The organism is Geodermatophilus sp. SYSU D00710 (assembly GCF_054050195.1).
In genome coordinates, this window is sequence record NZ_JBJGYX010000049.1 from 1 (window position 1) to 22,334 (window position 22,334).

Genomic DNA, 22,334 nt, shown 5'->3' on the forward strand with positions numbered 1-22,334 from the left:
CGCGCGGCCGCCGGGGGACCCGCTCCCCCGGCGGCCGCCGCCCGCGGCGGTTGACCGCTCCCCCAGCGGGCAAGAGGGTCCGGTCAGCCGCACCACCGCCGGGAGGTCCTCGCATGTCCGCTGCCGCCGAGTTCGCCGTCTGGGCGCCCGTGCCGGAGCGGGTGCGCCTGCAGGTCGACGGCGCCGTGCACGACATGCGCCGCGACGACGGCGGCTGGTGGCGCGCCGAGGTGCCGGCCGCGCCCGAGGCCGACTACGGCTTCCTGCTCGGCGACGACGACACCGTGCGGCCCGACCCGCGCTCGCGCCGCCAGCCCGACGGCGTCCACGGCCCGTCCCGCCGCTTCGACCCCGCGGCCCACTCCTGGGGCGACGGCGCCTGGACCGGGCGCCCGCTGGCCGGCGGCGTCGTCTACGAGATGCACGTCGGCACCTTCACGCCCGAGGGCACCCTGGACGCGGCGGTCGACCGGCTCGACCACCTCGTCGACCTCGGCGTCGACTTCGTCGAGCTGCTGCCGGTCAACGGCTTCGACGGCACGCACAACTGGGGCTACGACGGCGTCCTCTGGTACACGGTGCAGGAGAGCTACGGCGGACCGGCGGCCTACCAGCGGTTCGTCGACGCCTGCCACCAGCGCGGCCTGGGCGTGATCCAGGACGTCGTCTACAACCACCTCGGCCCGTCCGGGAACTACCTGCCGTTGTTCATGCCGGTGTTCAGCGAGGGCGGGCCCAACCCGTGGGGCTCGTCGATCAACCTGTCCGGGCCCGACTCCGACGAGGTGCGCCGCTACGTCCTGGACAACGCGCTGATGTGGCTGCGCGACATGCACGTCGACGGGCTGCGGCTCGACGCCGTCCACGCGCTGGTCGACGAGCGGGCCACCCACGTGCTCGAGGAGATGGCGCAGGAGGTCGACCGGCTCTCGGCGGCCCTCGGCCGGCCGCTGACGCTGATCGCCGAGAGCGACCTCAACGACCCCCGGCTGGTGACCCCGCGCGCCGCCAACGGCACGGGCATCCACGCGCAGTGGAGCGACGACTTCCACCACGCGCTGCACGCGGTGCTCACCGGCGAGGGGCAGGGCTACTACGGCGACTTCGCCGCTGCCGGGCTGGCGGGACTGGCCAAGACGCTCACCGGCGCGTACTTCCACGACGGCACCTGGTCGAGCTTCCGCCGCCGGTCCCACGGCCGGCCGGTCGACACCGCGCGGCTGCCGGGCTGGGCGTTCCTCGGCTACCTGCAGGACCACGACCAGGTCGGCAACCGCGCCATCGGTGACCGGATCTCGGCGTCGCTGTCCCCCGGCCTGCTCGCCGTCGGCGCGACGCTGGTCCTCACGGGCCCGTTCACCCCGATGCTGTTCATGGGCGAGGAGTGGGGCGCCTCGACGCCGTGGCAGTTCTTCACGAGCCACACCGACCCGGAGATCGGGCGGGCGACGGCCGAGGGGCGCAAGGGCGAGTTCGCCGAGCACGGCTGGGACGCCGACGAGGTGCCCGACCCGCAGGACCCGGAGACGTTCACCCGCTCGAAGCTGGACTGGTCGGAGCCCGAGCGGGAGCCGCACGCGCGGCTGCTGGCGACCACCCGGGCGCTGCTGGCGCTGCGCCGGGCGCAGCCGGATCTGGTCGACCCGGACCTGGGCGCGGTGGAGGTCGGCTGGGACGACGAGGACCGCCTGCTGGTGGTGCACCGCGGCGCGCTGCGGGTGGTGGCCAACCTGTCGGGCGAGCCGCGGGAGGTCGACCTCGACCGGCCGGCCACCGGCGTGCTGTTCGCCACCGGGGACGACCCGGCGCTGGACGGCGACACGGTGACGCTGCCGGCGGAGAGCGCGGCCGTGCTCACCACGCGCTGACCGTGCGGCGGCTGTTCCCGGACGCCGGGCCCGTCGCGGACGACGCCGCGCTCGCCGCGGCCTACCGGCTGTCCCCGGGACGGTCGGTGCGGGTCGACTTCGTCGTCTCGCTGGACGGCGCGATCGCCGTCGACGGGCGCAGCGCGGGGCTGGGCTCGCCCGGGGACCAGCGGGTGTTCCGCGTGCTGCGGGCCCTGGCCGACGCCGTCCTGGTCGGGCACGGCACAGCGGCGGCCGAGGGCTACCGCCCGGTGCCCGCTGACTCCGCGGTGGGCCGGCTGCGCGCGTCCCTCGGGCGGCCCCCGGAGCTGCCGGTGGCCGTGGTCTCGCGCCGGGCGTCGATGGCGACCGGCGACCGGCTGGCGCAGGCCCCGACCCTGCTGGTGACCTGCGCCGCCGCCGACGCCGGCCGCCGCGCCGCGCTGGCCGACGCCGGCGTCGAGGTGCTCGTCTGCGGCGACGACGACGTCGACCTGCCGCTCGCGCTCGACCGGCTGGCCGACCGCGGCCTGGAGCAGCTGGTGTGCGAGGGCGGCCCGGCGCTGCTGTCGGCGGCGCTGGACGCGGGCGTGGTCGACGAGCTCGACCTCACCGTCTCCCCCGCGCTGGTCGGCGGGCCGGCCCGGCTGCTCGACCGGGCGCTGGACGACGTCGTCCGCCCGCGGCTGGTGCAGGTGCTCGAGGAGGACGGCGTCCTGTTCACCCGCTACGCCATCGGCCGTTGAGTCCCAGGAACGCCGCGAGGGCGGCCCGGGAGACCCCGGACCGCCCTCGACGGAGGGTGTCGGTCAGACGACCTGCTCGAGGCCGAACTGCACCTGGGCCTTGAACGAGTCGCCCTGGGCCTTGTTGTCGCTGCCCCCCGACTCGAAGGTCAGCTTGAAGGCGACGCAACGGGCCTGCTGCGCGGCGAGCGTCGACCGGTCCGAGGCCGGCTTGCCAACGATCTCGGTCAGCGCACCGAGCGTCACGTACTCCGGGTGGCTCGGGACGACGCAGTCCGTGCCGGTCGGCGCGAAGGTGGCGTAGCTGACGACGACCTGAGCCGCCAGGTCGCCCTCACTAGAGGTGGCGCAGTCGTCGATCGCTCGTTCAGAATTCGACGTGCAGCCGTCCTCGACGCTGGTGACGTTGAGGACCTGCGCGCTCGGCTTGCCCGCGACGCTGCCGCCGTTCTGGACGTAGTAGCTCCGGACGACGCTCTGGCCCGGGGTGAGCGGCGCACTGGCCATGTCCGCGCTGGTCTTGTCCCAGGTGTTCACGACGACGCTGCCGGCGGCAACGGTGCCGACGTCCTGGGTGGTCGTGTCGCTGAGGGCTGCGAAGGTGCCGCTGGCGCCGAAGGCGAGCAGGGCGGCGCCGCCCATGGCGGCGGAAGCGAGTGCGATCTTCTTCACGGGTGTCTCCTGTCGGTGTCCCCGTCACGGCGACGGTTCTCGCCGGCATGCGTGCGGCGAACGAGGAGAGCCTCGGTCGCGCACCCCCTCCGCGGCATCGTCAGTTCTGTTGATCCACTCGGGTACCGGAACACGTCTGTCACAGAGGTACCGCTCGGCGCTGGCGCCCCTCCCTCGTCGCGGACCGCCGTGGTGTCACCCGTCCGTGTGATGTGGTGCCCTTCGTTCAACGGGGGTTCGAGGAGTGCGGAGCATGCGCGCGATCAGTTCTGGGCGGCGGTGGCCGTCCGCCGGTCGCTGCACGGTCGTCGCCGCGGCGCTCACGGTCCTGGTCACGGCCGGCCACGAGGCGCGGCACACCGTCCTGGTGCTGCTCGCGACCCTGGGCCTGGTCGCCGCGGGTGCGACGTTCCTGCTCTGCTGGCGGGTGACCGGCACGCGGGCCACCTGGCACACCGGCGTCGGGCTGGTCCTGCTGGGCCTGCACGACCCCGCCACGGTCGCGGCCTCCGCCCTCCTCGACCACCGGTCGTCGGACCTGGCCGAGGGCGTCGGGCTGGCCGTGGTCGTGGCCGCCGCCTGCGCCGTTCTCCGCGCCGCCACCGACGCCGGCACCCGGCCGCGGCGGGACACCGCGATCGGTGCCGGGCTGGTCGCGCTCCCCCTCGTCGCAGCCGTACTCGTGGCCGCCGGGACGCTCGGTCCGTCGATCCCCTTCGGCGGCGCCGCACGAGCCTCGGGCTTCGTGCTGGCCGGCGCGCTGTGGGTCCTCGTCGCCGGTGCCACCCCGCGCGGCGACCGGCTCGATGCCCACGACCGGAGGTCCTCCGGGGCACTGGGCGCGAGCGCGCTCGTCGTCGGGCTCCTCACCGCCGTGCCGGGCCTCCCGGCCGTCGTGCCCGGCACCGCCGCGGTGCAGGCCGTCGAGGACGCCGGGCTGCTCGCCGTCGCGCTGACGGCCGTCCTGGTCGGGCTCCACCGCCTCACCGGCGCGCTGGCCGGTCAGGAGCGCTATGTCGCCGGGCTGCTGGAGCAGCTCGCCGGCCACGAGCGGGAGTTGCAGCAGGCCCGCGCCTGCCTGCACGACGCGCGGGCGGCGGTCGCCGGCGTCCGCGCCGCGTCCTCCGCCGTCCGCCACCTGGGACCGGCGAGCGCTGCCCGCGCCGACCTGGATGAGTCGATCACCCTGGAGCTGGCCAGGCTCGGGCGCATGCTGCGACTGCCCGAGCGGACGCCGTCGGTCACCGTCGTCGACCTCGACCAGGTCGTCCGGCCCCTGGTCGTCAGCCACCGGGAGCGCGGCCTGCGGGTGGCCTGGTCCCCCTCGGGGACCGCGCCGGTGGCCGTGGACGGCGATGCCCTGGCGGTGATCCTGGGCAACCTCCTCGGCAACGTCCTGTCCCACACGCCTCGGTCACTGTGCCGGGTGGCGGTCGAGGTCACCGACCGGCTCACGGTCACCGTGGCCGACGACGGCCCCGGCCTCGCGGCCGGTCACCGGGACACCGTCTTCGAGGCCGGCGTGCGGCGCCCCGACAGCCCCGGCGAGGGCCTCGGTCTGGCCATCTCCCGGGACCTCGCCCGGCGGCACGGTGGCGACCTCAGCACGGCGGACAGCCCCGTCGGTTGCTGCTTCGTGCTCACGCTGCCCGTCCGGTCCCCGGCTCCGGCGGCCCGCGGTGCGGCGGTCCCGCGGCCGCGGTCCGCCGCGGACGTGGCCACCGAGCTGGGACTGGCGCGATGAACGGCCCGCCGGTGCTGCTGGTCGACGACCACTCGCTGTTCGCCCAGGCGGTGGAGATCGGGTTGCGGGCGGCCGGCGTCCCCGCCCGGCGCGTGGTCCCCGACACCGCCGAGGGGATCACCCAGGTCTGCGCCGCGGCCGCCCCGGCGACGGTGCTCCTCGACCTCCGGCTCGGCACCGGGGCCGACGGCGTGCCGATCGACGGCCTCGACCTGGTCGGTCCGCTCACCAGCGCGGGCTGCCGGGTCGTGGTCCTCACCGCGGAGACGGGGAACGGGACCTGGGGCACCGCGGTGGAGCGTGGCGCGGTGACGGTCCTGCCCAAGGACACCGACCTCGAGAGCCTCGTCCGCGTGCTGGGCACCGTTCGGGAGGGACGGCCGGTGCTCGACGAGGGGCGCCGTCAGGACCTGCTCGCCGCCGCCCGGCGGGCGCGCGCCGACGAGACCGCCCGGCTGGCGCCGTTCCGGCAGCTGAGCCCGCGGGAGGACGAGGTGCTGCGGTGCCTCGCGGCCGGCATGCCCGCGGCGACGATCGCGGCCACGGCCCACGTGAGCGAGGCCACCGTCCGCACGCAGATCCGCGCCGTGCTGACGAAGCTGGCGGTCAACTCCCAGCTGCAGGCGGTGGCGCTCGCCCGCCGGTCGGGCTGGCTCGACCGGCCGGGCCCGCTGCCGGCACGCTGACCGCCTCGGGAGCGGTCAGTCCCCGCCGGCGCGACCGGGCTCTGCCCCGCCGCCGTGGCCTCCCTGGGCGTCGGGCCGGACGACGCGGACGGGCACGCTACGCGCGTCGCTGAAGCCGCCTCCCCGGTGTTCCAGGGTGAGGCGGAGGGTGCCGTCCCAGCGGTCGGCCGCCGGGGAGGAGCCGCCTCCCCCGGTGGCCGTGAGCGACAGGGTCGTCTCGCTGTCCGGGGCGCCCGTGAGGAGCAACGGAACGCCGCGCCCGGTCGCCAGCTCGCACAGGTCGGCGACGGTCGGTGTCCCGGTGGCAGGCCGGACGGTGAGCGTGATGTCGGGGAGCCCGGCGCACGGCCGCTCCTCGGGGACGCCGACCACCGAGAGCCGCAGCTCGGCCGGCACGGCTCCGGAGACGTCCGTGGCGACCCGGACGGTGCCGCCCTGGCCGGGGTCCACCAGCAGCCGGTGACCCGCGACCGGGCCCTCCGGCGTCACGTCGAGGGTCACCGACCCCGCCCCCGCCTCCGCTGGGAGGACGGCGGTGTCGACGAACGTGGCCGTCGTGCCGTCCACGCCGACCACCAGCGTCCCGGCCAGGACACCGCCGAGGGCCCAGGCCGTGCCGCGCCTCACGCGCCACCTGCCCCACGACGGCGGGTCACGGGGAACCGGCAGCGCACGCGGACGATCGTGCGCGCGCGGGGCCCACCGGCACATCGTCGATTTCGATGATGTGGGCCGCCGGCCCGCCGGGGAGCATCGGGACGTGTCCCCCCGAGCCAGCGCCGCGGAGCCCGCGGCCGGGAACGCGCTCGTGCGCCGGCTGCGCCGACTCGTCTCCTGGGTGCTGGGCCTCGTCCTGGTGACCTCGACGGCGGCCGCACTCGGCATCGCCCTCTACCCCGCGGTCACCGGTGGCTCCGCGCTCGCCGTCCTGAGCGGGAGCATGACGCCCGGCCTGCCGGTGGGCGGCATGGTCTTCACGCGCACGGTCGACACGGCGGAGGTCGAGCCCGGCGACGTGATCACGTTCCAGCGCCGTCCCGGCGCCCCGGAGCTCGTGACCCACCGGGTCGTCGCGGTGGACACCGCCAGCGGGGTCCCGGTGTTCACCACCCGGGGCGACGCGAACGACGCCCCGGACCTCGACCCGGTCCCGGCCTCCTCGGTGCGCGGCGAGCTGTGGTTCGCCGTGCCGCACCTCGGCCGGCTCGCGGCGGTCCTGCACTCGCCCAAGGGCGCGGGCCTGCTCATCGTGCTCGTCTGCGCCGCCGTCGCGGCCTCGCCGGGGGCGCGTCCACGGACGTCGCCCGGCCACCACGCGCACCCCGCACCGTTCGACGACACCACCGTCCGGCTGCCCGCCGTCCGCCCCGCTGCGGCCCCTCCGGCAGCGATCGGGCTGGTCGACCGGGCGGGCTGAGTCCCGGCGGCGCCGCCACCGGCCGCTACCGTCCTCAGCCGACGAGACGGACGGCCCTCCGTCGGCGTGCGACGTGCGGGGGCCACCAGGCGGGCGACCACGCGCCCGCGGTTGGTGAGCTCGACCTCCTCACCGGCTGCGACCCGCTCGAGCAGCCGGGACAGGTGCGTCTTCGGCTCCTGCACCCCGACCGACACCGTCATGCACGTGGTCTCCTCGTCTGGTCGTGTCGCGGAGCGGGCCACGCCACCCGTTCGGTCGACGTCGTCCTGTGCACCGTCGGGCGGCGCTGATTGACTGACCGGCATGGACCTGCCCGTTCTCCCGCCGGTGAAGCCGATGCTGGCCAAGGCCACGACGACGCTGCCCACGGCGGACGGGACGTTCTACGAGCCCAAGTGGGACGGGTTCCGCTGCATCGTCTTCCGCGACGGCGACGAGGTCGAGCTCGGCAGCCGCAACGAGCGCCCGCTCACCCGCTACTTCCCCGAGGTCGTGGCCGCGGTCAAGGAGGCGCTGCCGGAGCGCTGCGTCGTCGACGGCGAGATCGTGGTGCCGCAGGGCGACCGGCTGCACTTCGAGTCGCTGCTGCAGCGCATCCACCCGGCGAAGTCGCGGGTCGACCTGCTCGCCGAGCAGACCCCGGCGCACTTCGTCGCCTTCGACCTGCTGGCGGTGGGCGACGAGTCGCTGATGGAGACGCCGTTCGCGCAGCGCCGGGCGCGGCTGCGCGAGGTGCTGTCCGGCACCCACGAGCGGGTGCACGTGACGGCGGTGACGCAGGACGCCGGGACCGCGCGGCGCTGGTTCGAGGAGTTCGAGGGCGCCGGACTCGACGGCGTCGTCGCCAAGGCCCCGGACCTGCCCTACGGCCCCGACCAGCGGCTGATGACCAAGGTCAAGCACGTGCGCACCGCCGACTGCGTCGTCGCCGGGTTCCGCTGGCACAAGAGCGGGCCGGTGGTCGGGTCGCTGCTGCTGGGCCTCTACGACGACGGCGGCCTGCAGCACATCGGTGTCGCGGCGTCGTTCCCGATGGCCCGGCGCGCCGAGCTGGTCGAGGAGCTGGCGCCCTACCGCACCGACGCCCTGGACACCCACCCCTGGCGGGAGTGGGCGAACGCCGAGCTGCAGGCCGACGGCGAGCACCGGATGCCGGGCGCGCAGAGCCGGTGGAACGCGAAGAAGGACCTGTCGTGGGTGCCGCTGCGGCCCGAGCTCGTCGTCGAGATCAAGTACGACCAGCTCGAGGGCCGGCGGCTGCGGCACACCGGGCAGTTCCTGCGCTGGCGTCCCGACCGTGACGCCGCGAGCTGCACCTACGACCAGCTCGAGGTCCCGGTGCGCTACGACCTCGCCGAGGTCCTCTCGGGGTGAGGTCCCGGACACCGCCCCTGCGCCCCTGGCACCGGCCTCCTACCGTGGTGATCATGCGTCTGCGCCGCGGTGTGCTCGCCGCCTCGACCGGACTGCTCCTGGCGGTCACCGGCTGCACCTCGTTCTCGGAGTCGGCCGGTGAGGCCGAGGCCTCGTCGGCGGCGGAGTCGTCGACGCCGGCCGAGGTGGAGGCCGCGCCGATCGCCTGGACCGACTGTGACGCGCAGATCACCCAGCTGATCGCCGGGACGCCCGGCAGCGAGCGCGACCTGTTCTTCGAGTGCGGCCGCACCGAGGTGCCCATCGACCACGACGAGGCCGACGGCCCCACGCTGCCGCTGTTCCTCGTCCGGGCCACGCTCGCCGGGCAGACCGACCGGATCGGCTCGCTGCTGGTCAACCCCGGCGGCCCGGGTGGGTCGGGGGCCGACGCCGCGCTGAGCCTGGCGCTGTCGATGCCCGAGGACGTGCTGCGCCGCTTCGACCTGGTCGGCTTCGACCCCCGCGGCGTCGGGCTGTCCACGCCGGTGGAGTGCATCCCGGCCGAGCTGAAGGACCGCTCGACCGCCGCCGAGCCGCGGCCCACGACGCAGGAGCAGATGGACGACGTCCTGGCCATCACCGACGAGATCTCCGAGGCCTGCACCGAGGAGTACGGCGACGCGCTGGGCACGTTCAACACCGCCGACACCGCCCGCGACATGGACCTGCTGCGCGAGTCGCTGGGCGACGAGCAGCTGACCTACCTGGGCTACTCCTACGGGACGACGCTGGGCAGCACCTACGCCGAGCTGTTCCCCGAGAACGTGCGGGCGATGGTGCTCGACGCCGCGGTCGACCCCGACGCCGACCCGCAGACCCGGGTCGAGTCGCAGGCCGCCGGGCTCGAGGCGTCCTTCGACGCGTTCGCGGCCAACTGCACCGGGCTGGTCTCCGGGTGCCCGCTCGGCGGGGAGCCGCGCCGCTTCCTCGACGAGCTGCTCGCCCAGGCCGCCGGCACGCCGATCCCCAGCTCCGTCCCCGGCGAGACCCGGACGGCGACGCCCGGGGTGGTCCTCACGGCGGTGCTCGCGGCCATGTACGACCCCGGCTCGTGGCCGCAGCTGTCGCAGTCGCTGGCCACCGCGCGCAACAACGGCGACTCGGCCGGGCTGTTCTCCCTCGCCGACCGGTACACCGGCCGGCTGCCCAACGGGACCTACACCAACCAGACCGACGCGAACATCGCGATCAACTGCGCCGACACCCCCGAGGACGAGACCTGGTCGGAGGAGCAGGTGCTGGCCCTCGCGCAGGACTGGGCGACCCGCTACCCGCTGTTCGGCGCCGGTGCCGCCTCCAGCCTCTACACCTGCGGGGTGTGGGACGCGCCCCGCACGCCGCTGCCGGAGCGCGACGCCGAGGGCAGCGCGCCGATCCTCGTCGTCGGCAACAGCGGTGACCCGGTGACGCCGCTGCCCGGCGCGGAGGACATGGCCGAGGACCTCACCGCGGGCGTGCTGGTGGTCTGGCAGGGACAGGGCCACACCGCCTACCCGAAGACCGAGTGCGTCACGACGGCGGTCAACGCCTACCTCATCGACCTCACGGCGCCGCAGGACGGGCTGACGTGCCCGGCCTGAGCCGCCCCGGCCCCGGGAGCTGACGGATGGCGAGCAGCAGCAAGGACGCGACGGTCCTGCAGATCGACGGGCACGAGGTGCGCGTCTCCAACCCGGAGAAGCCGTACTTCGCCGAGCGCGGCATCCGCAAGATCGACGTCGTCGAGTACTTCGTCGCCGTCGGCGAGGGGATCCTGTTCGCGCTGCGGGACCGGCCGACGACGCTCGAGCGCTGGCCCGGCGGGGTGTTCGAGGGCGCCCGGCTGTCGACGCGGGTGGACAACACCGGTGACGCGTTCTACCAGAAGCGGGTCCCCAAGAACGCCCCCGACTGGGTGCCGACGGCGCACATCACCTTCCCCAGCGGGCGGACCGCCGACGAGATCGCGCCCGACTCGGTCGCCGTCGTCGCGTGGTGCGCCAACCTCGGCACGCTGACGTTCCACCCGTGGCCGGTGGGCAAGGACGACGTCGAGTCGCCGAACCAGATCCGCATCGACCTCGACCCGCAGCCGGGCACCGACTTCGCCGACGCCGTCTGGGTGGCCCCGCACGTGCGGGAACTGCTGCACGAGCTGGGCATGGAGGGCTGGCCCAAGACCTCCGGCGGGCGGGGGGTGCACGTGTACGTGCCCATCCAGCCGCGCTGGACCTTCACCGAGGTGCGCCGGGCGGTGATCGCCTTCGGCCGCGAGCTGGAGCGGCGCCTGCCCGACCGCGTGACGATGTCGTGGTGGAAGGAGGAGCGCGGCCAGAAGATCTTCATCGACTACAACCAGATGGCCCGGGACCGCACCATCGCCTCCGCCTACTCCATCCGGCCCAAGCCACACGCGCCGGTCTCGGCCCCGCTGGACTGGGACGAGCTGCCCGACGTCCACCCCACCGACTTCGACGTGCTGACCATGCCGGCCCGGTTCAGGGCGGTCGGTGACAAGCACGCCGGGCTGGCCGGGCACGCGTTCGGCATCGAGCCGCTGCTGGAGCTCGCCGAGCGGCAGGAGAGGGACGCCGGCCTGGGCGACCTGCCCTATCCGCCGGACTACCCCAAGATGCCGGGCGAGCCGATGCGGGTGCAGCCGAGCCGGGCCCGGGCGAACAAGGTCGAGTGACGGACGCCGGGCGGCGGCTGCTCAGCCCTCGACGACGGTGAGGGTGCAGGTCCCCTCGAACTGCGTGCCGGGCGGCACCAGGTTGCCCCGGGGCGGGACGTTGTACCCGTCCTCGCCCCTGAGGAAGTCCATGACCGGGGTCTTCAGGGTCACGTCGATGCCGATCACGACGGTGTCGCCGACAGCGAGGTCACCCAGCGGGATCACCAGGTCCGTGATCCATCCCCCGGATTCCTCGTCGAGCACGGGCCTCGAGTACTCGTCCGAGAGGTCCAGGGTCGTCGGCGGCTCGTCGTTGTACTGAACGGTGACCGTCGTCTCCTGGCTCTGGATGTAGCTGGTGACCAGTCCGCGGGTCCCGGAGAACCAGCCGTTGATGAACCCCTCCGTGGGGCCGGCCACGACGTCGGTCGTCCCGTCGCCGAACTCCGGATGTGCACAGGCCGCGACGAACACGAGCCCCTGCTCCGGCGGGTCGTCGGCGGCAGCGGCAGGTCCCGCCGCGACGGTGAAGGCCGCGGTGAAGCCGGCGACGGCGGTGGCGGTGGCGGTGGTGAGGGTTCGACGCACGGACATCAGGGCCTCCCCTGCGGTGACGCGTGGAAGGACCACGGTTGACCTCGCTGGGGAGCCGCCGACAGGGGCCAACGGCTCTCGACCTCGCGACCGATGCCACGTTGCTCCGGACCCGCCGCCGTGCACACCGCCCGGGTTCCGCCCTCGGGGACGCACTGCCGGCCGGCGCGGGCGGGTGGTCCGGCGCTCGGGGCGGTGGTGCTCAGCGCCGATCCGGAGGGTGGTGCAGCGCTCGGCTCGTGGCGGGGTCGAACACGTGCGCGCGCGTCGCGTCGACGGTGACCCGCACCGCGTCCCCGGGGCGGATCACCGTCCGCGGCGGGAAGAACGCGTGCAGGGTGCCGCCGGAGGAACCGCCTCCGGGCGGTCCGCCGTCCGGGTCGTCCGGCGCAGCGTCCACCACGACCGCGACCACGTGGTGCCGTCCGGTGTACTCGACGTGGCTCACCACCCCGTCCAGCGTGACGGCGTCCGGGTCGGAACCGGCCTGGGCGTCGTGCACGTCCTCGGCCCGCAGCCCGAGGACGACCTCGCGGCCGACGTGGTCGAGCAGCGGCGGCGGCACCGCCTGCCACAGGGGCAGGGTCCGGGTACCCACCTGGAAGCCGGCCTGCCCACCGGCGGACACCAGCCGGGCGGACAGCAGCCCGATCGGCGGGTCGCCGACGAACTCGGCGACGAACAGGTCCACCGGCTGCTCGTACAACTCCCTGGGCCTGCCCACCTGCACGATGCGGCCCTCGCGCAGCAGCGCGACCCGATCGGCGATCACCAGGCCCTCGGCCGGATCGTGGGTGACGTAGAAGGTGGGGACGCCGAGGGAACGGACCGCCGCGACGATCTGCCGCCGGACCTCGACGCGCTGCACGGCGTCGAGGTCGCCGAGGGGCTCGTCGAGGAGGAAGACGTCCGGGACCTGCACCAGCGCTCGGCCGATGCCGACCAGGCCGCGCTCGCCTCCGGACAGCTGACCCGGCCGACGGGACAGCAGACGGCCGAGCCGCAGCTGCCGGGCCCGGCCGCGGACCCGCTCCTGCACCTCTGCCTCGGGCCGGTGCTGCACCCGCAGTCCCCACCCGAGGTTGTGCGCCACGTCGAGGAACGGGAACAGGGCGGACGACTGGAACACCATGGCCACGTGCCGCTCGGCGGACGGCAGCCGGGTGACCCGGCGGCCCCGGATCAGCACGTCGCCGGAGCCGGCCTCCTCGAGACCGGCGATGGCACGCAGCAGCGTCGACTTGCCGCTGCCGGACGGGCCCAGCACCACGAGCAGTTCGCCGTCTGCCGCCAGCAGCGTCACGTCGCGCAGCACAGCCGTGCCGCCGCGCACGACGGTCACACCGTCCACGCCCGTGTCCGTCATCGGTCCCGCCCGCCGCCTCGTCCCGCCCGACCGTCCCGTGCAGGGAGTGTGCACCGCCGTGGCCGCCGACCGTGCTCAGACGGCGGTCCATCCACGACGACGAGGGCCTCGTCGCGCGAGGAGGTCTCAGGCCACCGCGCCACTCCGCGTCCGCGGTCGCCCCGAGCGCATGCGGTGACGGACCACCGCGTCGAAGGCGCGGTCGCCGAGCAGACCGCGGGCAGCGACGAGCGCGCGGGCCCGGCGCGGCACGAGGTAGCGCGTCCGGGGCCGCGGGCTGCTCACGGCGCGGGCCACGACCTCGGCGACGACGTCGGGAGGTGGTGCGCCGCGGAACCCGTCGCGCACGAGCCGCTCGAGGTCGTCGGCCATCCGGGCGTAGCGGGGGCTGCTGTTGCGGCGGGCGTGCGCGAGGGCGACGGTCTCGAAGCCCGTTGCGATCGCGGCGGGTCCGACCACGACCACGCGGATGCCGTCGTCGTGCAGTTCGGCGCGGAGCGCGTCGGAGAGCGCCTCGACGGCGTACTTGGAGGCCGAGTACCAGCCCGCCATGGGGGTGGTCATCCGGCCGGCCACCGAGGAGATGTTGACGACGACGCCTCCCCCGGCGCGGCGCAGGGAGGGCAGCGCCGTCTGCGTCACCGCGACCAGGCCGAGGACGTTGACCTCGAACTGGTCCCGCGCCCGGTCCAGGTCGGTGGCCTCCACGGCACCGTAGAGGCCGTATCCGGCGGCGTTGACCAGGGCGTGGAGCCGGCCGCCGGACGCCTCCACCGCCTCGGTGACGGCGACCCGCGTGCCGGCGGGGTCGGTGACGTCGAAGACGACCGGCCGGGCGCCGGCCTCGACGAGCGGAGCCAGGGGCCCGGCGCGCCGGCCGGCTGCCAGGACGTGCCAGCCGTCCCGCAGCAGCCGCTCGACGGTGGCCCGGCCGATGCCGCTCGTGGCCCCGGTGACCAGGGCCGTCCTCACGGCCGGCTCACCTCCTCCCCCGGCACCGGCGCACCGGGCGACCCGGCGGGGGACAGGGGGAACGTCACGCCGGTGAGCGCCTCCGAGGCTGACCACAGGCCGGACTGCTGGTCCGGATCGGCCGGGATCCGGTCCGGTACCACCGGCACCGGGGCGCCCTTGAGGCCGTTCAGGCGGCGGCGCGTGACGAAGGTGCCGCCGGGGAGCGGCGCGAGGGACGCCGTCAGGATCGGCTGCGCGCCCACCTCGGGATCGTGGGCGAACAGGGCGTTGCCGACGGCGATGAGCGCCCGCTCGACGCGGCCGGCGGTGTCCCCCGGCCCCAGTCCCGAGCGGGTCCACCCCGGCTGTGCGGCGAGGCTGCGGGTCTCGGCACCCGCCCGTTCCAGGCGGCGGTGCAACTCCAGGGCGAAGAGCATGTTGGCGCTCTTGGCCTGGGCGTAGGCGGGGTAGCGGCGGTAGTCCCGCTCGGACTGCAGATCGGCGAGGTCGATCCGGGGCCTGGCGGCGATGCCGCTGGTCACCGTCACCACCCGTGAGTCCGGGGTGGCCAGCAGCAGCGGCAGCAGGCGGCCGGTCAGCGCGAAGTGGCCGAAGTGGGCGACGGCGATCTGCAACTCGAGGCCGTCGACGGTGACCTGCCGCGGGACGGCCGCCACCGCGGCGTTGTTCACCAGCAGGTCCAGACGGTCGTGGCGGCGCACGACCGACTCGGCCAGGGCCCGGACGCTCCCGAGGTCGGCCACGTCGACCCGCGCGATCTCGAGCGAGGCACCGGGGACCGTGTCGGCGATGCAGCTGACGACGGCGCGGGCCCTGTCCGGGTCGCGGACCGCGAGCACCACGTGGGCTCCCGTCTCCGCGAGGGCACGCGACGTCGCCGCCCCCACTCCGCTGCTCGCCCCGGTGACGAGGACCACCGCCCCGTGCAGGTCCGGCCGTGACTGGTGTTCCCACGTGTGCGGCACGTCGGGCTCCCTCCGAGATGTATGTGAGTACTACATACATTGCGGTCACTAAGGTGACACGCATGCCCAGGAGCGTCAAGACGTCGGGACCGGAGCGCGGCTACCACCACGGCGACCTCCCGGCGGTGCTCACCGACACGGCGATCGAGCTGATCCGCGAGCAGGGGGTGCACGGCTTCTCCCTGGCCGAGGCCGCGCGCAGGGCCGGCGTGAGCGTCGGCGCTCCGTACCGGCACTTCCCGGACAAGGAGTCGCTGCTGGCGGCCGTCGGCGTCCGGGCCCACCAGGTGCTCCGGCCCCGGCTGGACGCCGCGATCGCCGGGCAGTCCGACCCGGCCGCGCAGCTCAGCGCGGCAGCGGCCGCCTACGTCCGGTTCTCCGTCGACGAGCCGGCCCTCTTCAGTGCGCTGTTCCGCGCCGAGGTCACCAAGTCACGGTTCCCGGCGCTGGCCGAGGCGGCGCTGCAGAGCTACGGCACCTGGCTGGCAGCCGCCCGGGCACTCGCCGCCCGGCCCGACGGCGACGCGGACGAGGAGGCCGCGAGGGACCTGGCGGTCGACGTCCTCACCGTGGCGCACGGCCACGCCGCCCTCCTCGCCGACGGCCAGTTCGGCTCGACGGACGAGGACGCCGACGCCGTCGTGGCACGCGTGCGACGGGTCACCGCCACGCTGCTGCGGGGCCGTGGCCCGGCGACCGCCGGGTCTCCGTAGCGAGGCACCGACCGGCCGGATCCGCCCGCGCCGCACCCGTGACCAGGGACCCTTCCTCCGGTCCGGCCGCGGGTCTACCGTCCGGACGTCCGCACGGGGGAACTCCACCGAGCCGACCGGAGCCGGCCATGCTGAACGACAGCCGCGTCGAGGCGAACATCCCGGCCAGCGACCTCGACCGGGCGCGTGACTTCTACGCCGACAAGCTCGGCCTCACCCCCGTCGCCGAGGTCGAGGGCGTCCAGCTCACGTACCGCACCACCGGCGGGACGAGCTTCAACGTCTACCGCACCGACTTCGCCGGGCAGGCGGGGCACACGCTCGCCCAGGTCCACGTCGACGACATCGAGTCCCAGGTCCACGACCTCGAGGCCAAGGGCGTGCGGTTCGAGCACTACGACATGCCCGGTGTCGAGTGGGCCGGCCCCATCGCCTCGATCCCCGGGATGGGGCGGGCGGCCTGGTTCACCGACAGCGAGGGCAACATCCTCTGCGTCGACCAGCCCGACTGAACCGGGCGGCCCGCCCGGCGGCGGGAGCGAGGACGAGCCCGCGTGGCCGCACCCGCACGACGCCACCTCCGCAGCCGCCTGCGGACGACGCCGCGGCCGTCCGAGGGGCCGACTCCACCACGGCGGTGCGCGCCTCGCCCGTGTCCGGGGAGGCCGGGCCGTCAGGTGCCGGGTGCTGCCTCCAGGGTGTCGGGCGCCGGCGCCTGCTGCGGGATCCTCGGCTCGGCCCCCAGCCGGGTGGTGCGGCGGGCGAGGTAGGCGTCCCAGTCCCAGGTGTCGAGGAACTGCCGCGCGGCGGTGCGGCCGTTCTCGTAGAGGCGGTCGGCGGTCGCCCGGTCGAGGTCGAAGTCGGTCGCCGAGACGCCGTCGGTGTCGACGAAGATCGTCCGCTCGACGACGTCCGGGTCGTTGAGGTGGGCCCGGTCGGTGTGACCGATCAGGGTCTTGAGCAACGCCAGGCTGAGGCTCGCCGGGCCGCGCACCGCGAACCCGGGCGGCGTGGCCGGACCCCTGGCGGAGAGCTTGATCCCGAAGGTCGGCCAGCGCGGCGGCCGGCCGTCGCGGCGGTCGAAGACCCCGACCGGGAAGTTGGACAGCATCCCGCCGTCCACCAGCACGACCTTCCGTCTCTCCCGGACGTCGTCGACGGTCACCGGCTCGAAGAAGAACGGGATGGAGGCCGAGGCCCGCGCGGCGTCGGCGACGGGGACGTCGTCGGCCACGAGGCCGTAGCGGTCGTAGTCCGCCGGGAGGGTGCGCATCAGGCCGCAGGTGACGTCGGAGACGACCACCGTCAGCCGGTAGCGCTTCTCCGGTGGCAGCGCGGAGCCCGGGTCCTGCTCCGGGGTGATCGCCAGGTCGCTGAACGTGGTCACCCCGCGCTCGGCCAGCCGGTCGACCAGCCAGTCGCGCAGGTACCGCCCCTCGTAGAGGCCCTTGTCGAACGCGAGTGACAGCGCCTGGCCGAGGATCGGGATGCGGTCCACCAGGCTCCTGTCCTGGAACCGGCGCCAGTCCAGCCCGGCCATGATCTCGGCCAGCCGCGCCGCGGGGGTCCCCGCGGCGACCAGCGACCCGACGATCGCCCCGGCCGAGGTCCCGGCGACCCGCTGGACGCGGTACCCGGCCTCCTCCAGCACCGAGAGGGCGCCGACCAGGCCGATGCCCTTGACGCCACCGCCCTCGAGGACGAGGTCGCACCTCTGCTGCCCGGTCATCGCCATCCACCTCCGCTCGAAGGACGTGCGTACGGACGATCCACCCCGACGCCCCGTGCGCGTCAGAGGCCGAGGGCCCGGACCATCGCGGCTCGGGTGCGTGGTCCGACGACGGCGTCCACGGCGAGGCCCGAGGCGCTCTGGAAGTCGCGGGTCGCCTGCTCCGTCATCGGCCCGAAGACCTCGTCGACGTCGATCCTCCTGTCGAGGACCTGGACGAGGCGCCACTGCCAGGTCGCCACCGCGGCCCCCCGGTCACCACGCCGGAGCAGCTGGTCCCCCGTCCCCGGTTCGGCGTGGACGACGTCGACGGCCACGCGGGTGGGTCCGCTGAGCGCGGTGACGCGGAGCCCGGTGCGGGCGGCCACCCCGATGCCCCAGGTGAGCACGCCCTCGAAGTCCCCCGCCTCGGCGATCTGGCGGAACGCCGCGAACCCCGTCACGTCGGGAACCGGACCGGACCGCGTCGGACTGCCGTCGTCCCGGTGCGCGGCCGCGGGGTGCACGGTGATCTCGACGACGGCCCGCCCGCGGAGGGGGATCGGTCGGCCGGAACCGTCCTCGACCAGCCGGTCGACGTACTGCACGCGGAAGCCGGGGGCCGGACCGTCGAAGTCGAGGACGAGCCGGTCGAAGTCCGTGTTGCGGCCGGCGCGGACACGGACGAGGAGGGTCTGGCCGGCGTGGTGTGCCGCCGTCTGTTCGATGGGTCCCGTCGTGAGCGTGGCGGCAGATGCCCGCCCCAGGAGTTCGGTCATGCGCACGAGCGAACTCCCGCGCCGTCACCACCACGTCACCGCTCGCCCGTGGACGGGCCGGTCCGCTGCCGGTGACGCGGCCGTGACGGGTGGGTCCCCGGCCTGCGCACCGAGCGTGACGCTGCAGGAGGTGGTGGACCGTGCCCGGTGACGCCGATCCCCGGCCGGTGAAGCGCGTGTGGGTGCCCCAGGTGGCCGTGGACGTCGACACCCTGTGGATCCGTACCGAGGTGGCCGAGGCCCGTACCTCCGACCCGGCGCACCACGTGGTGGTCCAGGGGGTGAGAGCGCACCTGGAGAAGGCGCGCAACGCCGCCTTCCGCAGGGACCCGCTGTCGGGCCGGCTGGCCAACTGGTGGCGCGGGACGCTGGTCGAGGCCGCGTACCGGCACGTGCACGCTGCCGAGGTGCGCCCGATCGACCTCTATGACGCGCACGAGCTGCAGGCGGAGATCCGCCCCGCCGTCGTGCGGGCGAACTCCGTGCTGAACCCGGCGGACCCGAGGCAGCGCACCGTCGAGGAGTTCCGGGGGTACACGTCGACGGAGCAACTGCGGTCGCGGCTGCGCAACACCGTGCGCGACAGCTACGCGTCCCTCGACGCCCGGCAGGCGCAGCTCCGCAGCTTCCGCAACATCCTGCTGCTGGCGGCGCTGTCGATCACGGTGCTGATGACCGTGACGCTGGTGACCGTCTCCTACTCCCCCACCGTGCTGCCGCTCTGCTTCCCGGCCGACGCCGACACCGGTGCGGTCCTGGCGACGCAGGCCCGCCTCAACTGCCCGACGAGGTCGGGGACCACGGCGCCCAGCGGAGGCGACGTGCTCGTCGTCGGGCTGCTCGGCCTGCTGGGCGGGGCGCTGACCGCGGCCATCGCGATCCGCAACCTCAGGGGGACGACCGTTCCCTACGACGTGCCGGTCGCCCTGGCGATGCTCAAGGTCCCGCTGGGCGCCTTCACCGCCGTCCTCGGGCTGGTGGCGATCCGCGGCGACTTCGTCCCCGGCCTGTCCGCCCTGGACTCGCAGGTGCAGATCCTGGCGTACGCACTGGCGTTCGGGTTCGCCCAGCAACTGCTCAGCCGGTTGCTCGACCGACAGGCGCAGACCCTGCTCGACGCCATGCCCAGCAAGGACACGGGGGACCAGGTGGCGCTGTCCCCGGCATCCCGGCCGTCGGTGGCAGCGGAGCCGATCGGGGCCGCCACCGTGCAACCGGCCGCGGCGGGAGGCCCGCCGACGGCGGCGTGACCCCGGGCCCCGGCACGCCCGGTCAGGTGGAGCGGGTCCGGGCTCGCGGCAGGGCCACCCCGTCGACCTCGACGTCCACCCTCTCGCTGTAGAAGGCCACGAGACCGGCGATCGGTGCGACCTGCTGGGTGGGGAACGCGTAGGACCAGGCGACGTCCGCGGAGGCCGGCGTCCCGCCGTCCCCGCGCAGCGACCAGTACTCCGAGGTGACGCCCTTGTACGGGCAGGCCGTCCGGGTGTCGCTGCTGCGGAGCCGCTCGAACGCCACGTCGGTGCGCGGGAGGTAGTAGCGGGTGATCAGTCCGGTCTCGAAGAGCAGCACCGGGCTCCGGCTGTCGGCGAGGACCTGCCCGTCGAGCCGCACGCGGACGTGGCGGTGGGACCGCAGCGCGTCGACCCGGACGTAGGGGCTGCGGGGGTGGACGAAGACCTGCTCGTCCTCCTCGTACCAGGCGTCGAGCGCCGTCCAGTCGAAGCGGGCGGTCCCGGCGACCCCCTCGGCGGCGTCGGTTCCGAAGACCCGGACGCTGCCGGGCCGGTCCTCCCCGCCGGCGCGGAGCCCGTGGCGGCGGGCGGTGCCGTGCGCGGAGTGCTGCTCGGACCCCTCGTCGACCAGGCAGGCGGGATCGACGTCCGCCACCGGCACCAGGTACTGGGGATAGGCGGGGATCTCCCACAGGTAGCGGGCGCGCGTGGTGTCGAGGACCGTCCGCCCGGCCAGCGTGGCCCGGATCCGCCGCGGGACGGGCTCGACCCGGCCGGTCTCGGCCGCCATCCGCGGGTGGTCGCGCAGCGGGTGGATCGGATCAGCCATGACGTGCCTCTCGTGGGTCGGGTGCTCAGCCGGGCGGCGCGAGGTCGGCCGCGCCGAAGACGACGTCGAAGCGGTCGCACCAGACGACCACGCTCGCGTACGCGGAGGTGTCGACGCCGGGGGGGACGAGGTAGTTCTGGTCGCCGGCGGTGCCCTTGAGCGGCCCGAGCGCGACGTGCCCGTCGCCGAACGCGTCCTCCTCCCCCCGCGCCGGGTTCGGGGACAGCCAGACGACCAGCACCGGTCCGTTGGAGGTCGCGAAGTCCTCGAACCGCACGACCACCCGCCCGTCGGCGAGGCGCAGGACCCGGGCGGTGCCGCTCGTGGCGTGCTCCCGGGAGACGAAGCCGCCCGAGGCGAGCTCCACCGGCGGCTGCGGCGCCGTCGCCGCGCCGGACGATGCGCCGGGGGCGGCGCTCCCCGGTGGTCCGGCCGCCACGGTCGGCAGGGCCTCGTCGACCCGCTGGCCGTAGAGGAGCTTCTGCGGCTGGAACCAGACCAGCACCACCGCGAGCAGGACGGCGAGGGCCGCGGCCGGCCACAGCCACCTCCGGCGCCGGACCGCGCCGGCGCTGCGGTCAGGCCGCCTGGAGGACGTCACCCGAGGACACCTCCTGCTCGGCGGCGACCGCGTAGGGGTGGGCGAACGCGTAGCCGGCCCGCCCGGGTTCGACCTCCAGCCGGAGGCAGGTGCCGGTGTCCCAGTTCCACACGACGACCACCGCGGCGCCGGTCCCCCGGTCCCAGAGCAGTGTCACCTCGACGGCGCCGTGCTCGCGGCGGGCCAGCTCGACCAGCCCGGACCCGTCTGTCGTCCTGGGAGCCATGACCGACCACCCCTGACCTCTCGGGGGAACCGCCCGGACGGCAGCCCCTGCACCCCTGACGTCGGCGCACCCCGGGGATCGGTTACACGCCCGGCCGGGCACGGCGGGACGAGGAGGTGGTGAAACGCCCGCGGCTGAGCCGGGACAGCCGGTGCACGAGCTCCCCGCGGTCGGGGGGACGGGAGGAGGGGCGATGGCAACCGGTCTGTCGGCGGACGCCGTCGTCGCGGACGACGCGGGGTTCGCCGCCGTCACGGGCACGTCCCCGTCGCTGGCGGTCCTGGTCCGGTGCGACGCGCACGAGGGCCCGACGTACCTGCCCCGCGACGACGCCCTCTACGTCACCACGACCCCCCGGGGCCGGCCGCCCGGGGCGCTGGTCCGGCGGATCGCGCTGGACGGTGACCGGGCCGGCGCCGGCGCCGATCGCGTGACGACCGTGCCCGGGACCGTCGTCGCGCCCAACGGGATGACCGCGTGGAGGTCCGGTCTGCTGGTGTGCGACCAGGGCGGCCCCGACTCCCCCGCCCGGCTGGCGCACCTCGACCCCGCCACCGGGGCGACGACGACGGTCGTGCACGCCCACGACGGGCGTCCGCTGAACTCCCCCAACGACGTCGTCGTGCACCGGGACGGGACCATCTGGTTCACCGACCCGTCGTACGGGCACCTGCAGGGCTTCCGTCCCGCGCCCGAGCTGCCGGACGCGGTGTACCGGTTCGACCCCGCCACCGGCCGGCTGCGGGTGGTCGCCGACGACCTCGACAAGCCCAACGGGCTGGTCTTCTCCCCCGACGGGACGGTGCTCTACGTCGCCGACAGCGGCGCCGAGCAGGAGCCGGGCAGCCACCACCGGGACCGGCCGCACCACGTCTACGCCTACGACGTCGTCGGCGGGGACGCGCTCGGCGCGCGGCGGGTCGTGGACACCACGCCCACGGGCACCCCCGACGGGCTCGCCGTGGACGTGGCCGGCCGGCTCTACGTCTGCTGCCCCGACGGCGTCCGGGTGCTGACCCCCGACGGAGCGATGCTCGGGCGGCTCGCCGTGCCCGGCGCGGTCAACCTCACCTTCGGCGGTCGCGACCGCGGCCGGCTGTTCATCACCGCGGACACGGCCGTGTGGGTCGCCGTCCTGAACACGAGAGGAGCGTGACCG

General features: G+C 75.0%; 23 protein-coding genes and 1 pseudogene. 12 read left to right on the plus strand and 12 right to left on the minus strand.

Annotated elements, in window-relative coordinates; all coding sequences use genetic code 11:
- Positions 1-113 precede the first annotated feature (113 nt).
- Both treZ and ACI78U_RS18755 read left to right on the plus strand, forming a co-directional pair.
- Positions 114-1,868: a malto-oligosyltrehalose trehalohydrolase gene (treZ, locus tag ACI78U_RS18750; protein WP_456876902.1), complete on the plus strand. Its 1,755-nt coding sequence runs from the start codon at positions 114-116 to the stop codon at positions 1,866-1,868.
- 2 nt (positions 1,869-1,870) lie between these two features.
- A complete protein-coding gene (locus ACI78U_RS18755; protein WP_456876903.1) occupies positions 1,871-2,593 on the plus strand; it encodes a dihydrofolate reductase family protein in 723 nt (240 codons plus the stop codon).
- 63 nt (positions 2,594-2,656) lie between these two features.
- Here the strand turns inward: ACI78U_RS18755 and ACI78U_RS18760 are convergent, their stop codons facing one another.
- Complete coding sequence (locus tag ACI78U_RS18760; RefSeq protein ID WP_456876904.1) at positions 2,657-3,265, minus strand: TasA family protein; 609 nt, start codon at positions 3,263-3,265, stop codon at positions 2,657-2,659.
- 253 nt (positions 3,266-3,518) lie between these two features.
- Between ACI78U_RS18760 and ACI78U_RS18765 the strand changes: the two genes are divergently transcribed.
- Together ACI78U_RS18765 and ACI78U_RS18770 are read left to right on the plus strand one after the other, a co-directional pair.
- On the plus strand, positions 3,519-5,009 hold the full coding sequence (locus ACI78U_RS18765) for a sensor histidine kinase (protein ID WP_456876905.1): 1,491 nt from the start codon (positions 3,519-3,521) through the stop codon (positions 5,007-5,009).
- Entirely contained in the window at positions 5,006-5,695 is a 690-nt protein-coding gene (locus tag ACI78U_RS18770) for a LuxR C-terminal-related transcriptional regulator (protein WP_456876906.1), read from the plus strand. Before ACI78U_RS18765 ends, ACI78U_RS18770 begins: the two co-directional genes overlap by 4 nt.
- 15 nt (positions 5,696-5,710) lie before the next feature.
- On the opposite strand, the gene ACI78U_RS18775 is transcribed toward ACI78U_RS18770, so the two are convergent.
- Entirely contained in the window at positions 5,711-6,322 is a 612-nt protein-coding gene (locus ACI78U_RS18775; RefSeq protein ID WP_456876907.1) for a hypothetical protein, read from the minus strand.
- A 133-nt stretch (positions 6,323-6,455) separates the two neighbouring features.
- On the opposite strand from ACI78U_RS18775, the gene ACI78U_RS18780 reads away from it, so the two are divergent.
- Positions 6,456-7,112, plus strand: a complete 657-nt coding sequence (locus ACI78U_RS18780; RefSeq protein ID WP_456876908.1) for a signal peptidase I — start codon at positions 6,456-6,458, stop codon at positions 7,110-7,112.
- An 89-nt stretch (positions 7,113-7,201) separates the two neighbouring features.
- Here ACI78U_RS18780 and ACI78U_RS18785 read toward each other — a convergent pair.
- Positions 7,202-7,420: pseudogene (locus ACI78U_RS18785) on the minus strand (type II toxin-antitoxin system Phd/YefM family antitoxin); the annotation flags it as partial.
- Between ACI78U_RS18785 and ACI78U_RS18790 the strand changes: the two are divergent.
- The 3 genes from ACI78U_RS18790 to ACI78U_RS18800 are packed head-to-tail and all read left to right on the plus strand — an operon-like array spanning position 7,419 to position 11,202.
- Positions 7,419-8,489, plus strand: coding sequence for an ATP-dependent DNA ligase (locus tag ACI78U_RS18790; RefSeq protein WP_456876909.1), 1,071 nt, complete (start codon positions 7,419-7,421; stop codon positions 8,487-8,489). The pseudogene ACI78U_RS18785 and the gene ACI78U_RS18790 overlap by 2 nt on opposite strands.
- A gap of 53 nt (positions 8,490-8,542) precedes the next feature.
- Positions 8,543-10,111, plus strand: coding sequence for an alpha/beta hydrolase (locus ACI78U_RS18795; RefSeq protein ID WP_456876910.1), 1,569 nt, complete (start codon positions 8,543-8,545; stop codon positions 10,109-10,111).
- Between the two features lie 26 nt (positions 10,112-10,137).
- Positions 10,138-11,202 (plus strand): DNA polymerase domain-containing protein, encoded by a 1,065-nt coding sequence (locus ACI78U_RS18800; protein WP_456876911.1) that lies wholly within the window; start codon positions 10,138-10,140, stop codon positions 11,200-11,202.
- Between the two features lie 21 nt (positions 11,203-11,223).
- Here the strand turns inward: ACI78U_RS18800 and ACI78U_RS18805 are convergent, their stop codons facing one another.
- The 4 genes from ACI78U_RS18805 to ACI78U_RS18820 all read right to left on the minus strand — a co-directional run bounded on the left by ACI78U_RS18805 (position 11,224) and on the right by ACI78U_RS18820 (position 15,084).
- A complete protein-coding gene (locus ACI78U_RS18805; RefSeq protein WP_456876912.1) occupies positions 11,224-11,778 on the minus strand; it encodes a hypothetical protein in 555 nt (184 codons plus the stop codon).
- 202 nt (positions 11,779-11,980) lie between these two features.
- Positions 11,981-13,129, minus strand: a complete 1,149-nt coding sequence (locus ACI78U_RS18810; RefSeq protein ID WP_456876913.1) for an ABC transporter ATP-binding protein — start codon at positions 13,127-13,129, stop codon at positions 11,981-11,983.
- A gap of 141 nt (positions 13,130-13,270) precedes the next feature.
- Entirely contained in the window at positions 13,271-14,116 is an 846-nt protein-coding gene (locus ACI78U_RS18815) for an SDR family NAD(P)-dependent oxidoreductase (RefSeq protein ID WP_456876914.1), read from the minus strand.
- Complete coding sequence (locus ACI78U_RS18820) at positions 14,113-15,084, minus strand: oxidoreductase (protein ID WP_456876915.1); 972 nt, start codon at positions 15,082-15,084, stop codon at positions 14,113-14,115. Before ACI78U_RS18820 ends, ACI78U_RS18815 begins: the two co-directional genes overlap by 4 nt.
- Positions 15,085-15,146: 62 nt before the next feature.
- Between ACI78U_RS18820 and ACI78U_RS18825 the strand changes: the two genes are divergently transcribed.
- Positions 15,147-15,797: a TetR/AcrR family transcriptional regulator gene (locus ACI78U_RS18825; protein ID WP_456876916.1), complete on the plus strand. Its 651-nt coding sequence runs from the start codon at positions 15,147-15,149 to the stop codon at positions 15,795-15,797.
- 128 nt (positions 15,798-15,925) lie between these two features.
- Entirely contained in the window at positions 15,926-16,309 is a 384-nt protein-coding gene (locus ACI78U_RS18830) for a VOC family protein (RefSeq protein WP_456876917.1), read from the plus strand.
- Positions 16,310-16,470: 161 nt separating this feature from the next.
- Here ACI78U_RS18830 and ACI78U_RS18835 read toward each other — a convergent pair whose 3' ends face one another.
- Positions 16,471-17,526 (minus strand): patatin-like phospholipase family protein, encoded by a 1,056-nt coding sequence (locus ACI78U_RS18835; protein WP_456876918.1) that lies wholly within the window; start codon positions 17,524-17,526, stop codon positions 16,471-16,473.
- Positions 17,527-17,588: 62 nt separating this feature from the next.
- Complete coding sequence (locus ACI78U_RS18840; RefSeq protein WP_456876919.1) at positions 17,589-18,284, minus strand: peptidoglycan-binding domain-containing protein; 696 nt, start codon at positions 18,282-18,284, stop codon at positions 17,589-17,591.
- 140 nt (positions 18,285-18,424) lie between these two features.
- On the opposite strand from ACI78U_RS18840, the gene ACI78U_RS18845 reads away from it, so the two are divergent.
- Complete coding sequence (locus ACI78U_RS18845; protein WP_456876920.1) at positions 18,425-19,534, plus strand: hypothetical protein; 1,110 nt, start codon at positions 18,425-18,427, stop codon at positions 19,532-19,534.
- A 22-nt stretch (positions 19,535-19,556) separates the two neighbouring features.
- Here ACI78U_RS18845 and ACI78U_RS18850 read toward each other — a convergent pair whose 3' ends face one another.
- Genes ACI78U_RS18850 through ACI78U_RS18860 form a run of 3 tightly spaced genes read right to left on the minus strand, consistent with a single transcriptional unit; the run spans position 19,557 to position 21,175 of the window.
- Positions 19,557-20,348, minus strand: a complete 792-nt coding sequence (locus ACI78U_RS18850) for a DUF427 domain-containing protein (protein ID WP_456876921.1) — start codon at positions 20,346-20,348, stop codon at positions 19,557-19,559.
- 25 nt (positions 20,349-20,373) lie between these two features.
- Positions 20,374-20,949, minus strand: a complete 576-nt coding sequence (locus ACI78U_RS18855) for a DM13 domain-containing protein (protein WP_456876922.1) — start codon at positions 20,947-20,949, stop codon at positions 20,374-20,376.
- Positions 20,927-21,175, minus strand: coding sequence for a hypothetical protein (locus ACI78U_RS18860; protein WP_456876923.1), 249 nt, complete (start codon positions 21,173-21,175; stop codon positions 20,927-20,929). Before ACI78U_RS18860 ends, ACI78U_RS18855 begins: the two co-directional genes overlap by 23 nt.
- A gap of 193 nt (positions 21,176-21,368) precedes the next feature.
- Between ACI78U_RS18860 and ACI78U_RS18865 the strand changes: the two genes are divergently transcribed.
- Positions 21,369-22,331 (plus strand): SMP-30/gluconolactonase/LRE family protein, encoded by a 963-nt coding sequence (locus ACI78U_RS18865; RefSeq protein ID WP_456876924.1) that lies wholly within the window; start codon positions 21,369-21,371, stop codon positions 22,329-22,331.
- The last annotated feature ends 3 nt before the right edge of the window (positions 22,332-22,334 follow it).

What these genes read in the sequence shown, in the direction of transcription:
- treZ (WP_456876902.1), top strand. Translation starts at nt 114, where the DNA reads ATGTCCGCTGCCGCCGAGTTCGCCGTCTGGGCGCCCGTGCCGGAGCGG.
- ACI78U_RS18765 (WP_456876905.1), top strand. Translation starts at nt 3,519, where the DNA reads ATGCGCGCGATCAGTTCTGGGCGGCGGTGGCCGTCCGCCGGTCGCTGC.
- ACI78U_RS18770 (WP_456876906.1), top strand. Translation starts at nt 5,006, where the DNA reads ATGAACGGCCCGCCGGTGCTGCTGGTCGACGACCACTCGCTGTTCGCC.
- ACI78U_RS18790 (WP_456876909.1), top strand. Translation starts at nt 7,419, where the DNA reads ATGGACCTGCCCGTTCTCCCGCCGGTGAAGCCGATGCTGGCCAAGGCC.
- ACI78U_RS18795 (WP_456876910.1), top strand. Translation starts at nt 8,543, where the DNA reads ATGCGTCTGCGCCGCGGTGTGCTCGCCGCCTCGACCGGACTGCTCCTG.
- ACI78U_RS18800 (WP_456876911.1), top strand. Translation starts at nt 10,138, where the DNA reads ATGGCGAGCAGCAGCAAGGACGCGACGGTCCTGCAGATCGACGGGCAC.
- ACI78U_RS18805 (WP_456876912.1), bottom strand. Translation starts at nt 11,778, where the DNA reads ATGTCCGTGCGTCGAACCCTCACCACCGCCACCGCCACCGCCGTCGCC.
- ACI78U_RS18825 (WP_456876916.1), top strand. Translation starts at nt 15,147, where the DNA reads ATGCCCAGGAGCGTCAAGACGTCGGGACCGGAGCGCGGCTACCACCAC.
- ACI78U_RS18830 (WP_456876917.1), top strand. Translation starts at nt 15,926, where the DNA reads ATGCTGAACGACAGCCGCGTCGAGGCGAACATCCCGGCCAGCGACCTC.
- ACI78U_RS18835 (WP_456876918.1), bottom strand. Translation starts at nt 17,526, where the DNA reads ATGACCGGGCAGCAGAGGTGCGACCTCGTCCTCGAGGGCGGTGGCGTC.
- ACI78U_RS18840 (WP_456876919.1), bottom strand. Translation starts at nt 18,284, where the DNA reads ATGACCGAACTCCTGGGGCGGGCATCTGCCGCCACGCTCACGACGGGA.
- ACI78U_RS18850 (WP_456876921.1), bottom strand. Translation starts at nt 20,348, where the DNA reads ATGGCTGATCCGATCCACCCGCTGCGCGACCACCCGCGGATGGCGGCC.
- ACI78U_RS18860 (WP_456876923.1), bottom strand. Translation starts at nt 21,175, where the DNA reads ATGGCTCCCAGGACGACAGACGGGTCCGGGCTGGTCGAGCTGGCCCGC.
- ACI78U_RS18865 (WP_456876924.1), top strand. Translation starts at nt 21,369, where the DNA reads ATGGCAACCGGTCTGTCGGCGGACGCCGTCGTCGCGGACGACGCGGGG.